This is a genomic window from Melittangium boletus DSM 14713, assembly GCF_002305855.1.
Lineage (GTDB): Bacteria > Myxococcota > Myxococcia > Myxococcales > Myxococcaceae > Cystobacter > Cystobacter boletus.
Genome location: NZ_CP022163.1, coordinates 3096166 through 3108197 on the forward strand (window position 1 = coordinate 3096166; position 12032 = coordinate 3108197).

10 protein-coding genes are annotated in these 12032 nt (G+C 68.5%); 4 read left to right on the forward strand and 6 right to left on the reverse strand.

The window, feature by feature from the left end; genetic code table 11:
• Window positions 1-24: 24 nt before the first annotated feature.
• The gene (locus MEBOL_RS12910; RefSeq protein WP_095977718.1) at window positions 25-1458 is read left to right on the forward strand and encodes a serine/threonine protein kinase; all 1434 of its coding nucleotides are present in this window, start codon (window positions 25-27) and stop codon (window positions 1456-1458) included.
• Here MEBOL_RS12910 and MEBOL_RS12915 read toward each other — a convergent pair.
• The 4 genes from MEBOL_RS12915 to MEBOL_RS12930 form a co-directional block, all read right to left on the reverse strand.
• Complete coding sequence (locus MEBOL_RS12915; protein WP_095977719.1) at window positions 1445-2014, reverse strand: imm11 family protein; 570 nt, start codon at window positions 2012-2014, stop codon at window positions 1445-1447. The genes MEBOL_RS12910 and MEBOL_RS12915 overlap by 14 nt on opposite strands.
• Window positions 2015-2029: 15 nt before the next feature.
• Window positions 2030-3385, reverse strand: a complete 1356-nt coding sequence (locus MEBOL_RS12920) for an AHH domain-containing protein (RefSeq protein WP_095977720.1) — start codon at window positions 3383-3385, stop codon at window positions 2030-2032.
• Between the two features lie 198 nt (window positions 3386-3583).
• Window positions 3584-4150, reverse strand: coding sequence for an imm11 family protein (locus MEBOL_RS12925; protein ID WP_095977721.1), 567 nt, complete (start codon window positions 4148-4150; stop codon window positions 3584-3586).
• A gap of 122 nt (window positions 4151-4272) precedes the next feature.
• Entirely contained in the window at window positions 4273-4854 is a 582-nt protein-coding gene (locus MEBOL_RS12930; RefSeq protein WP_095977722.1) for a HutD/Ves family protein, read from the reverse strand.
• 161 nt (window positions 4855-5015) lie between these two features.
• On the opposite strand from MEBOL_RS12930, the gene MEBOL_RS12935 reads away from it, so the two are divergent.
• Window positions 5016-7571, forward strand: coding sequence for a M1 family metallopeptidase (locus MEBOL_RS12935; protein WP_095977723.1), 2556 nt, complete (start codon window positions 5016-5018; stop codon window positions 7569-7571).
• Between the two features lie 19 nt (window positions 7572-7590).
• Here the strand turns inward: MEBOL_RS12935 and MEBOL_RS12940 are convergent, their stop codons facing one another.
• Window positions 7591-8676 carry a hypothetical protein gene (locus tag MEBOL_RS12940; protein ID WP_095977724.1) on the reverse strand — a complete coding sequence of 362 codons (1086 nt, stop codon included), beginning with the start codon at window positions 8674-8676 and terminating at the stop codon, window positions 7591-7593.
• 75 nt (window positions 8677-8751) lie between these two features.
• Window positions 8752-9819: a DUF2804 domain-containing protein gene (locus tag MEBOL_RS12945; protein ID WP_095977725.1), complete on the reverse strand. Its 1068-nt coding sequence runs from the start codon at window positions 9817-9819 to the stop codon at window positions 8752-8754.
• Window positions 9820-10111: 292 nt separating this feature from the next.
• Between MEBOL_RS12945 and MEBOL_RS12950 the strand changes: the two genes are divergently transcribed.
• Together MEBOL_RS12950 and MEBOL_RS12955 are read left to right on the forward strand one after the other, a co-directional pair.
• A complete protein-coding gene (locus MEBOL_RS12950) occupies window positions 10112-10951 on the forward strand; it encodes an SDR family oxidoreductase (protein WP_095977726.1) in 840 nt (279 codons plus the stop codon).
• 12 nt (window positions 10952-10963) lie between these two features.
• The gene (locus MEBOL_RS12955; protein ID WP_095977727.1) at window positions 10964-12007 is read left to right on the forward strand and encodes an MBL fold metallo-hydrolase; all 1044 of its coding nucleotides are present in this window, start codon (window positions 10964-10966) and stop codon (window positions 12005-12007) included.
• Window positions 12008-12032: the final 25 nt, after the last annotated feature.

Consider the following 12032-nt stretch of genomic DNA (forward strand, 5'->3'; position numbering starts at 1 on the left):
TTGGACGCGTGCGGAGGTGCGAGGATGTCCACGAACCCTGGAGAGGCAACGCTCTACTCGGAGGCCCTGGCGCCAGGGACTCAGGTGGGCCGCTGGCGAGTGGTGGAGCCACTGGGCATGGGCGGCCAGGGGGCCGTCTACCGCGTGGAGGACACCGAGCATCCCGGTGACTTCTACGCGCTCAAACTCGCACTTCATGCGCGCGACGAGCGGGCCGAGCGCGAGGTGGCCTTGATGATGACCCGGGCGGCCCATCCCCACGTGGTGGGCTTCCACGGTTGCGCCCGTTGGCCCCATCCCCGCGAGGGCTGTCTGGGGTTCGTCATGGATTGGGTGCCCGGCCAGGCCCTGGACGTATGGGCGGAAACGGAAGGCACCACCTTCCGTCAGCTCGCGGGCGCGGGCGCCACGGTGGCGCGCACCCTCGGCGAGCTGCATGCCCGAGGCGTGCTGCACCGCGACCTCAAGCCCGAGCATATTCTGCTGCGCGCGTCGGATGGGCAGCCGGTGCTGCTCGACTTCGGCGTGGGCTGGTACGAGGGCGCGGCTCCGCTCACCACGGGCCCCCTTCCTCCGGCCACGCTGTACCTGCTCAGCCCCGAGGCGGTGCGCTTCCTGTGGCGGAGTTCCGAGAGCCCCGGCACGCACTACACCTTCCAACCCACCGATGACCTGTATGCCCTGGGCGTGAGCCTGTACCGGGCCACCACCGGGCATTACCCCTTCTCCGAGTGGTTGCCCTCGGAGCTGTTGCAGTTCGCCATCGTCCACGTGCAACCCCTGGCGCCCGTGCTCGTCAATCCCCGGGTGCCTCGGGCCCTGAGTGACGTGATTGTCCGGCTGCTGGCGAAGGACCCCCAGGAGCGCTACCCGAGTGGCGCGGCGCTCCACGCGGCGCTGGTCGCGGCGACCCACGGGGAGCAGGCCGCATGGGACTCGAGCATCTTCGAGTGGGAAGAGCGTCCACCGGAGAAGGAAGGGGCGCTCCCCGAGCGGCACCTCGTCCGCCCCCCGAGGCCCAAGCCCTCGTGGACCTCACCGCCTCCCGACCCCGTGCACGTGGCGCGGCGCGGTCGCTGGACCCGGAGGCTCGTGTGCGCCGCGGCGGTGCTGTTGATGTTGGTGCCGCTGAATCGGCTCGCACTGGTCACACCAAGCGTCCGTGTGCCAGATGAGGAATGGGCCACGGACGTGCGGGTCGACCCGGCTTCCGTCCAGTCCGAGCAGGCACCACTGCCCGCGAGGAATCAGAAGCTGGCGCCCTGTACGGAGGGACTCGAAGTGGAGCTGTCCGGCGCGTGTTGGCATTCACTCAGGCAACGGCCTCCGAACTGCCCACGCCAGACCGTCGCGTTCAAGGGCCAGTGCCTCTGGCCTGTGCCCAAATCCCGCCCTATTCCAACCAGCGTGGATGGTGGGACACCCGATGCCCAGGAAGACTCCACTACACCTCCGTGAATTTCACCCCCGTGGCCCCGATGTGCTCCAACGCCTCCTTGATCTCCTCGGAGACGATGAGCGCGATGGTCCATCCCCAGGTACGGAAGACCTTGGCGTCACCCACCTTCGCGGTGTCGATCCGCATGCCGTACACGTCCCGATACTGCCCCTCTTTCTCGGGTCGCCCATCCTCCGGCGTCCAGTACTCCACCTCCGCGGATGCCTCGTCATCGATGCACCGGATGAGCCGTGTCGCCACCAGGATGCGGAATGAGTCTGGCTGGCCTTGGATGTCCACCGAAAGAAGCTGAGTGTCACGAGGAGCCAGCTCCATGAAAAGGGAAGCCACACGGACGTGAACAACCGGGATGCTGAAGCCCGCGAGGGTGAAGTCGAGCACCCGGCCCGGACGACCGATGGGAATCTTCAAGCGGCCCGACTCCGAGACTGGCATGCCCTCCCTGTACATCCATGGGTTGTCTACCTCCAAGCCCTGCGGATTCGTGGGATTGCCAAGATCCCAGCCTCCAGAACCATCAACCTCCTGGGTTAGCTTGAAGTACTTTTTTGGCATGCGTGTCATCTCCCGTCACTGGCTCCGGGTCACCAGCTTGTTGAGCAAAGTGCCCTTCGTGGAAATCTGCTTCGCCAACCGATGGAGTTCCGCTGTCAGCACCTTCTGGCACTGCTGGATGCTGCCACAGCCCTTGGTCGCCTCATCCAATCGCTCGTAGACCCGCTCGTGGTAGGTTTGTGGGTGGGGGCCTTGGTGGCCCTTGACATGAACTTTGTTCGCCGGGTCGTTCAACGACATGCCCGCCCGGTCAAAGATTCTCTGGAACTTGGGCGTCCATGGACCACCACTGTGGGTGGCATCCGTCCACTTGTCGGTGGCGATGTGGTGCTCGGGCCCTTCCGCGTCCACTGGACTGGAAGCAGTCCCGCGCATGCCCTGGGCCGTCGCCGCGACCACATTCGGAGCAAGGGCGATGGTGACCGCATCAGCCGTCACGACCACAGCCTCCACCTGCGCCACCTCCGCCAGTCGGACTCCTCCCCGCGCCGCGCCCACCGCGGAAGATTGAGCCGCGCCGGGCAGCGTGGTCACCTTGGACGAGAAACTAGAGGCCGTCTGGCCAATGGCCGCCGTCAGCAGCAAGGCAAACGCCCTTGCCGCGTTCTTCCCCATCACCCGGCCGTACTTCCCGCCCGCCTCACGAATCTCCGAGAAGGAGTGGGCAAGTTCCGCCACCTCCACCATCCGCCGCCAGCCCTGAATGAGCGTCCAGAACGTGTCCACCCCGACGTAGCAGATGAAGCTGGCCGTCACGGCGGTCGCCAGCCCCTTGGAGAACACAGGCTCAGGCGCCAGCCACATCGCGGCGTAGATCGTCATCGTCCAGAGAATGGACGCCTTGATGGCCTCGGGGTCGGCCATGCCCTTGAAGGCCTCCATCATCTCGGGGATGACGGCTTCGAGAGCGAAGGACATCGCGAGAGCATAGCGGCCATCCCCCACGAGGACGGGGCTGTTCATCAGCACTTTCCGGCAATCGCCCGGCATCCCGATGGCCGCACAGAACCGCAGGTATTCCTGGGTCACTCGCACATCCGCATCAGCCCCCAACAAAGCCCGAGACTGTCCGTTCAGGGGAACGACTCCATGGCGCTGCGTGTACCCGTACCAGCCACTGTGCGGTGGGACCTCGAACAACTCCCGCGCGGCCATCTCAGGGTTGGCTGGCGGCCTTGTCCGCTGGACCTCATTCGCGATAGCCCGCGAGAACACATCCTCATCCAGTTCCACCGGTCCGGCTTCGCCCGTGCGAGGTAGGTGGATGAGGAGCCCATCCTGGCTCATGTCGGGGTGAACCCCACGCGTGGTGCCGCACGCGGAGGATAGAGCCAAGAGGAGAACTGCAATGGTGAGACGATGAGAAACCATGAGGCCCCCTCCCAATCGAGGAGCAGGCCAGCTTACGGGAACCCTGGGCAACGACCGAACCGGAAATCGTCAATCCCCGGGTCCCTCGGGCCCTGAGTGACGTGATTGTCCGGCTGCTGGCGAAGGACCCCAGGCCGAAATCCCGTCCTATTCCAACCAGCGTGGATGGCGGGACACCCGACCCCCAGGAAGACTCCACTATACCCCCGTGAACTTCACCCCCGTGGCCCCGATGTGCTCCAACGCCTCCTTGATCTCCTCGGAGACGATGAGGGCCACGGACCATCCCCAGGTGCGGAAGACCTTGGCGTCACCGACCTTCGAGGTGTCGATCCGCATGCCAGAGACGACGCGGTAGTTCCCGGTCTTTTCTGGACACCCGTCCTCAGCTCTCCAGCGGCGCACCTCATCGGACGCACTTTCGTCAATGCACTGGATGAGCTTGGTGGCGACAAGGATGCTGAACTGCTCCGGCTGCCCCTCGATGTCCACCGGGAAGAGCTGTATGTCTTGAGGGGCCAACTCCGCGAAGAGTGTGGCGACCTTGGCATGGACAACAGGGACATCGAGCCCTGCCAGCGTGAAGTCGAGGGGCCTACCCTTCACCCGAAGAGCCATCCTCAATTTCGTGGTGAGTTGGAGAGGCTGCCCCTCGGTGAACATCCAGGGGTCCACTGCCTGGCCGTCTTCAGCCATGGGAGGCCGAATGTGCCAGCGCCCGGAGACGCAAACATCATCGGACAAGTCGAAGTACCGCTTCGGCATGTAAGAGGCTCCTGGCCTCACTCGGCTCTCGTGATCAGCTTGTTGAGTTTGCTGCCCTCGATGACGAACTTGTCGGCCAGTTGGAAGTGATTGGAGGGACGCTCTTGGCCCTCGCGGACAGGTCAGCGCCCAGCGCGCGGCATCAAGCGGATGATCAGCACGGTGGCCTCGGACTCACCCACGAGTTCCAGCGCCCCGGGCGCATCCCATTCCAGGATGTCCTCCTCCGCCAGCACTTCCCCCGCCACCTGGACCCGGCCCGAAACGCCATACAGCCACTGCGTCCCCGGACTCGCGGCGAGCCGGTGGCGCGCCCCCGCCTCCAGGTGCACCCGCTCGAGCGAGGCCTCGGCCAGGGCCCGATCCACCATCACGTTGAAGTCCCGCACCGGCCCTCCGAGCAGACGGCAGTCCCAGGCGTCCTCGCCCGGAAACGAGAAGAGCGGCTGGCCTGGCGCCACCACCACTTCCTCCGAGGCCCCGGCGCGGGTAAGCGCCATGCCCTGGCCCTCGAGGAGGAGCAGATGCCGGTCCACTCCCGGGAAGAGGGAGAAGGGTCCGGCGGCCGCCACCGTGGCGATCGACAAACGCACTCCGAAGCCCTCGGGCCGTGTGGGATGGGGCCGCCGCAGCAGCTCGCGCGTGACGCCCCCTCCGTTCTTCCAGGGCATGTCGCGGTAGTCGGCCGGTCCCCATCGTCGCATTTCAATCCCCGTACACGGTGTGTGTGGGCCACTCAACCACACTTTGGGGAGGGCACGCGGCTCGGGCGTCCGGAACACGTCCCTGGAGCCGTTGCCCGGTGGACGGCAGGCATCACGCGGCCCCAGTAAGTGCTCGCACTCCCGTTAGAGTCGCGGCCCCTATGGCTCACGCGACAGAAGACAAGAACTTCCGGCTTCCTCTCTCCGTTCGCCCCCGGCGGTACGCGGCGACCCTGACGCTCGACATGGAGGCGCGCGCCTTCACGGGCCTGCAAACGATCGAGCTGGAGCTCGACACCCCCACCGACGAAATCGTCCTGCACGCCATCGCGCTCAAGCTGGGCGAGGTGGTGTTCCGCGCGGCGGACGGGCGCATCATCATGCCCGCCGAGACGCACGAGGCGCCCCTGAGCGAAACGGTGGTGGTGCGCTTCGGCGAGAAACTGCCCCAGGGCCAGGGCGCGCTGGACGTGACGTGGACGGGCCGCTTCACCGAGGGGCTGCGGGGCCTGTACATGGCGGGCAAGGTGGCGGCCACCCAGTTCGAGGCGGCCGACGCGCGGCGGCTCTTCCCCTGCTTCGACGAGCCCTCCTTCAAGGCGCGCTGGGCCCTCACGGTGCAGGTGCCCACGGGGCTGACGGCGCTGAGCAACGGCGCGCTCGAGCGCGAGGAGTCGGACGGCAACATGCGCCGGCTCACCTTCAAGGAGACGGAGGTGCTCAGCTCGTACCTCATCGCGCTCGTGGTGGGGCCGCTGGTGGGCACGCCCGAGGAGCGGGTGGAGGGGATTCCGGTGCGCACCTGGGCGCTGCCGGAGAAGGCGCACCTCACGCGCTTCGGCCAGGACGCGGCGCTCGCGGCGCTGCCCCGGCTCCAGGCCTACTTCGACCTGCCCTACGCCTTTGGCAAGGTGGACCAGGTCGGCATCCCCGACTTCGAGGCCGGCGCCATGGAGAACGCGGGCCTCATCACCTACCGGGAAATCGCGCTCCTGCTCGACCCGGCCACCGCGCCCCTGTCCGTGCAGAAGCGCGTGGCCGAGGTGGTGACGCACGAGCTGGCGCACCAGTGGTTCGGCAACTGGGTGACGATGGTGTGGTGGGACGACCTGTGGCTCAACGAGGCCTTCGCCACGTGGATGGCGTACAAGATCGTCGACGACTGGAAGCCGGACTGGCGCGTGTGGCTGGACTTCGATTCGGGCAAGGCCGCGGCGCTGCACCTGGACGCGCTGCGCTCCACGCACCCCATCCGCGGCGAGGTGCGCAACGCCCACGAGGCCGGTGAGAGCTTCGATCTCATCACCTACGAGAAGGGCGGCGCGGTGCTGCGCATGATCGAGGGCTTCCTCGGCCAGGACGCCTTCCGCGAGGGCATGCGCCAGTACATGCGCAAGCACGCGCGCGCCAACGCCGTGGCGGATGACCTGTGGCGGGCGCTCGCCCAGGCCTCGTCCCAGCCGGTGCTGGAGCTGGCCAATGCCTGGATTGGCCAGAGCGGCTACCCGCAGGTGGGCGTGACGGTGAACGGGCGCAAGGTGAAGCTCACCCAGCGGCGCTTCTACTCGGAGCCCGGGGTGAAGAGCGACGAGCGCTGGCCGGTGCCCATGGTGCTCAAATACGCCGACGCGGGCGGGGTGCGCGAGCAGCGGGTGCTCCTGCGCGAGTCCGAGGCGGAGGTGACGCTGGAGGGCTCGGGCGAGGTGAAGTGGCTGGTGGCCAACGCGGGCTCCACGGGCTTCTACCGGGTCCAGTACGACGCCACGGGGCTCGAGCGCCTGTCGGCGAACGTGGACGCGCTGGAGCCCAGCGAGCGCATCTCCCTGCTCGCGGACCAGTGGGCGCTCGCGCGCAGCGGGCAGGCGACGCTCACGGCCTTCCTCGACCTGGCGGGCCGCTACGGCCAGGAGGAGGACGACGCGGTGCTCGACGAGCTGGTGGGCGGGCTCGCGTACGTGGAGGGGCGGCTGGTGGAGGGCGAGGACCAGGAGCGCTTCCGCCGCTGGGTGGAGAAGCTGCTGGGGGCGGGCTTCAAGAAGGTCGGGTGGGACGCGGCGCCCGGGGAGACGGATCGGGTGAAGCTGCGGCGCGCGGCGCTGGTGCGGGCGCTGGGCGGCGTGGCGCGCAGCCCGGAGATCATCGCCGAGGCCCGGCCGCGCGTGGCGCGCGCGCTGGACGGGGACACGACGGCGCTCGAGCCCAACCTGCTGGACGCGGCGGTGGGCATGGTGGCGCGCCAGGGGGACCGGGCGCTCTACGAGAAGATCCTCGAGAAGATGCCCGTCGAGCCGGACCCCGCGACCCAGCGGCGCTACCTCATGGCGCTCACGGCCTTCGAGGATCCCCAGCTCGCGGACGCGGCGCAGAAGCTCTTCTTCACGGAGAAGGTGAAGATGCAGGACGTGGCGAGCTTCCTCACGGGGCTCATCAACAACCGCACGGGCCGGAACATGTGGTGGGCGGAGAAACAGAAGCGCTGGAAGGACGTGCTGGCGCGCACGGGCGCGGCGCCGATGCTGCTGCGCCGGGTGGTGGAGTCGCTGGGAGCGCTGCGCGAGCGCAAGCAGCTCGACGAGGTGCGCAAGCTGCTCACGGCCCACCCCGTGGAGGAGGCCAAGCAGGCCATGGGCCAGACGCTGGAGAAGCTGGAGCAGGACGTGGTGCTGCGCGAGCGCGCCCTGCCCGAGGTGCGCGCCTGGTTGCAGCGCCAGAAGTGAGGCGCCGGACTCCCGGGGCTCAGCCCTGGTAGTCCAGGTCCGGGGGAGGCTCCTCCTGGGGGGCCTCCTCGGCTCGGGGACGCGCCGGAATCAGGTGGCGCACGATGGCCGTGTAGATGAGCAGCACGCCCACCAGATAGACCCAGGAGCCCGGGCTGTAGATGTTGTTCATCAGCAGGAGCCACAGCGCCAGCCACACCGCCACGAGGATGAGCACCATCGGGTGCAATCCCCCCAGCCCCTGGTGCTTCACGGCGTAGCAGCCGAGCAACAGCAGGCAGCTCAGGGTCAACACCGAGAGCGGCAGATCCACGCCGTAGATGCTCAACGCCAGGCCCGACATCCGCCCCCAGGGCAACAGGAGCGAGAGCACCCCCACCGCGACGCCCGGCACCACCCAGCGGTGCAGCCCGGGGTGCTCGGCGCTCGCCGCCAGGGCCGCCTCGTCCTGGGGCAGCAGATAGAAGAAGCGGCGCCCCTGCTCGTAGCCGAGGACGCCCGCGGCCAGCAGCCACAGCAACGCAATGGGCCCGTAGCCCACCATCTTCAGGGCGTACGCGCAGGTGACCAGCGCGTAGGCCTGGATGACGCCCGGGTGCCAGACTTCCCGGGGCAGCTTGTCGATCACCGCGGGATAGGCGTCCACGAACCGGCCCTCGCGGGGAGGCGCCTCGCTCACCTCGCGCCACTCGCTCAGGAGCACGAGCACGCCCCACCCGAACATCACCCCCGAGCCCAACCCGCCAATGCCCTCGATGAAGGGCACCACCGAGACCAGCAGCGCCAGGCCCACGAAGCCCAGGCCCAGGAACGTCAGCGAGCCCCCGGGCATCTGCCCGTACACGCTCGGGCTCTCGAGGATGTTCGCGAACACGTCCCCGAGCTGGCCGGCGACGGTGCGCACCGGGGCGAGCACCCGGGACAGGGTGTCCCAGACGGACGGCCGGGGCTCCCGCCACTCCGAGTCCGAGTACCCCTCGGCATGGGCGTCCGGGTTGTCCTCGTCGGAGCCCTGACCGGCCGAGGCGCCGAACGCCTCGCCGCACTCCATGCAAAAGCCGAGGGACTCATCGGCGACGACCTGGCCGCAATTCGAGCAGTTCATGGGACTCCGCGCACGCGCCGCCAGCTTATGCCAGCCTGTCGGATTCCCGCACGCCGAGCCCGGCCGCCCGGCCCCTCACCACAACATGTCCTGGTCCTCGGTGACGCCGGGCATATCGGACAGCGTGTACGTGCGCCCATCCACCCGGAGCGTGCCCTCGAAGAGCCCCACCGGCTGGGCGAAGTGGCTCACCACCAGCTTGAAGTCATGGTCCTCCCGGTGCACATGCAGAGGCTGGAAGCTCAGGTCCACCACCCGGTCGTCCGTCCGCACCCGCCACGGCCTCATCAGGTTCTCGCGGTCGTACTCGAACGTGGCCCGCCCGAGCGGAAGGATGCGCTCGCCCAACCACAGGGCGTTCTCGTTCACGCGGGCGCTCTCGTTGAAGCCCTCGACGAGGTTGAGACCCACCGGTGTGCCGTCCGCCAGCCGGCCCGCCAGGAAGGCCCAGCGCCACGCGGTGTGCCGGGCCAGATACCCCTGGGTGTAGTCCGTCCCCCCCACCCCGCCGTCCAACTGGAAGCGCTTGCCGCCCGCCTCCAGCGTCCCCGAGGCGAGCATCCCCGCGCGCTTCTGGGTGACGTTGACGAAGCCGTCTCCCCCCACGGGGGCGATCACCGTCAACGCCGGAGCGCCCCCGGCCACCATCAACTCCCCGTTCCACAGGAAGGACTGGAGGCTGCCGGTGCGCAACCGGCTCACATCCACCTGCAAGCGGTAGCGCTCGTCCTCGGGGCCCCGGGTGGCGCTCATCCGTCCGCCGAGCGTTCGAAAGGAGGCCGCCAGACCCGCGCCAGGCTTGTTGCCCACCTCCGCCAGGGGGCCAGGCGCGCCCAGGAAGCTCACGTCACAGAGCGCCTTGCGCTCCTTCAAGTCCACCGCCACGGCGAACGCGTTGGCCGAGTAGCCCACGTCCACCACCGCGAAGAGCGCCACCACCTCGCGCGTGGTCGCCAGGGTGTAGTGCCAGCGCTTGCGCTTGAGGAGCCGGGCGCGCGCCGCCGCCGGAGCCCAGGGGCCCGACAACTTCTGCAAGTCCACCTCGGGCAGCTCGCCCTGGTAGGTGCCGAATCGCGGCTCTCCCGACGCCGTGGCCACGGAGGCCGGCGCGGGCAGCAAGGTGAGTTCTCGCTCCGGTGTCATGGTGCCTCCCAAGGTGAGGCCTGTCGTTTCCACCTGTCACGATGTCCCATGGAACGAGTGGACATTCGACCACGGAAAATCCAGTCGAAGTGTGCGCCAGTGGTTGAAATCCGCGAGGGCCGACGTGAAAAAGGCCTGGGCGCATACGAGCGGTACGCGGGCGGCCATCCCCCCTGTGCGGAATTGTCCTCGAAGGACTTCCTCCGAGGCGGCTCGCGATCGCCCTCCCCGGCGCTGAAAAACGGCCTACAACACGTCCCCATCTCGCCCAGTCAGCACATGGAGGACACACATGGCTCGCGTCGCACTCATCACGGGAACCTCATCCGGCATCGGCCTCGACACGGCCATCCACCTGGCCCAGGCCGGCTTCCAGACAGTCGCCACCCTGCGAGACACCACCCGGGCCGGAGCCCTCCAGGAGCGAGCCCGGGCCGCGGGCGTCTCCCTGGACATCCGCGCCCTGGACGTCCAGAGCGACGACTCCGTGAGCACGTGCGTGCGCGAGGTGCGGGAGCGGTACGGCCGCATCGACGTGCTCGTGAACAACGCGGGCTCGGGCTTCCTGGGCACGATGGAGCAGACGCCCATGGACGCGCTGCGCACGGTGATGGAGGTGAACTTCTTCGGCGTGTGGCGGGTGACCCAGGCCGTATTTCCCCTCATGCGCGAGGCCAGGTCCGGACGCATCATCACGGTGACGAGCGTGGGGGGCCTGTTGGGCCAGCCCTTCAACGACGCCTACTGCGCGGCCAAGTTCGCCTGCGAGGGCTTCCTGGAGAGCCTCGCGCCCGTGGCGACGCGGCTGGGCATCCACCTGTCCAACATCGAGCCGGGCGCGGTGCACACCGAGTTCGTCACGAACGTGAAGGCGAAGCTCAGCGGCAAGCCGAGCCCCGGTGACGACCTCTACCAGCCGATGCTGGATTCCTACATGGCGGGCGCCATGGATGCCTACAAGGCGGCCCAGAGCGGTGAGGACATCGCGAAGGTCATCGTGGAGGCGGCCACCGCCGCCACGCCGCACTTCCGCTACGTCACCTCGGAATGGGTACGCGGAGTCGCCTCGCGCAAGTACACGGACCCGACGGGCGACTCGATCGTCACCCTGATGGGCTCGCGGCTGAAGTGACATGATGGCGGCATGAACACGCCGCGTCATCTCGTTGGACTGCTGGCGCTCGCCCTGGGCACGAGTGGCTGCTTCTCCGCTCCCACCTGGAAGGGCACCCCGAGCGACCACTTCAATGGCGAGCGCTTCGTCAACCGCGAGCCCCGGCCGAGGACGATGAGCTTCCTCGACTGGATGGCCCATCGGAAACCGGGCGCGTGGAAGGGGCGGCCCGACGCCCCCTTCGGTCCGCGCCCCCCCGAGCGCGTGGGCCCGGGCGACCTGCGCGTGACGTTCATCAACCACGCCACGGTGCTGCTGCAACTGGATGGGCTCAACATCCTGACGGACCCCATCTACAGCGAGCGGTGCAGCCCGGTGTCCTTCGCGGGTCCCCGGCGGATGCGGCCACCGGGCATCCGCTTCGAGGACCTGCCGCCCATCGACGTGGTGGTCATCAGCCACAACCACTACGACCACATGGACGTGGCCACGCTGCTGCGGCTCCAGGAGCGCTTTCCCCAGGTGCGGGTGTTCGCCGGGCTGGGCAACCGCGAGTTCCTGGAGGGCGAGGGCCTGCGGCACGTCACCGAGGTGGACTGGTGGCAGGAGTTTCCGCTGAGCGCCGAGGTGACGCTGGTGAGCGCGCGCACGCAGCACTTCTCCAACCGGGGCCTGGGGGACGCCGACGGCACGCTGTGGACGGGCTACGTCTTCCGGGGGCCGCACGGGCGCACGTACTTCGCGGGAGACACGGCCTCGGGGAGCCAGTTCACGGAGGCGCGGGAGCGGCTGGGGCCGATGCGGCTCGCGGTACTACCCATCGGGGCGTACAAACCCGAGGCCATCATGTCCCCGGTGCACGTGTCCCCACGCGAGGCGGTACAGGCGAGCGTGGACCTGGGAGCGCGCTACAGCGTCCCCATGCACTACGGGACGTTCCGGCTGGCGGACGATGGCGAGACGGATCCGTTGTGGGACCTGGCGGGGGCGCTGGTGGAGCGGGGAGACCAGGCCCCCGAGTGGTGGGTGCTGGCGTTCGGCGAGGGCCGGGACGTGCCACCCATGACCCCTTGAGTCCTTACACCCGCCCGACACCCGG

What these genes read in the sequence shown, in the direction of transcription:
- MEBOL_RS12950 (WP_095977726.1), top strand. Translation starts at nt 10,112, where the DNA reads ATGGCTCGCGTCGCACTCATCACGGGAACCTCATCCGGCATCGGCCTC.
- MEBOL_RS12945 (WP_095977725.1), bottom strand. Translation starts at nt 9,819, where the DNA reads ATGACACCGGAGCGAGAACTCACCTTGCTGCCCGCGCCGGCCTCCGTG.
- MEBOL_RS12925 (WP_095977721.1), bottom strand. Translation starts at nt 4,150, where the DNA reads ATGCCGAAGCGGTACTTCGACTTGTCCGATGATGTTTGCGTCTCCGGG.
- MEBOL_RS12935 (WP_095977723.1), top strand. Translation starts at nt 5,016, where the DNA reads ATGGCTCACGCGACAGAAGACAAGAACTTCCGGCTTCCTCTCTCCGTT.
- MEBOL_RS12910 (WP_095977718.1), top strand. Translation starts at nt 25, where the DNA reads ATGTCCACGAACCCTGGAGAGGCAACGCTCTACTCGGAGGCCCTGGCG.
- MEBOL_RS12930 (WP_095977722.1), bottom strand. Translation starts at nt 4,854, where the DNA reads ATGCGACGATGGGGACCGGCCGACTACCGCGACATGCCCTGGAAGAAC.
- MEBOL_RS12940 (WP_095977724.1), bottom strand. Translation starts at nt 8,676, where the DNA reads ATGAACTGCTCGAATTGCGGCCAGGTCGTCGCCGATGAGTCCCTCGGC.
- MEBOL_RS12915 (WP_095977719.1), bottom strand. Translation starts at nt 2,014, where the DNA reads ATGCCAAAAAAGTACTTCAAGCTAACCCAGGAGGTTGATGGTTCTGGA.
- MEBOL_RS12955 (WP_095977727.1), top strand. Translation starts at nt 10,964, where the DNA reads ATGAACACGCCGCGTCATCTCGTTGGACTGCTGGCGCTCGCCCTGGGC.
- MEBOL_RS12920 (WP_095977720.1), bottom strand. Translation starts at nt 3,385, where the DNA reads ATGGTTTCTCATCGTCTCACCATTGCAGTTCTCCTCTTGGCTCTATCC.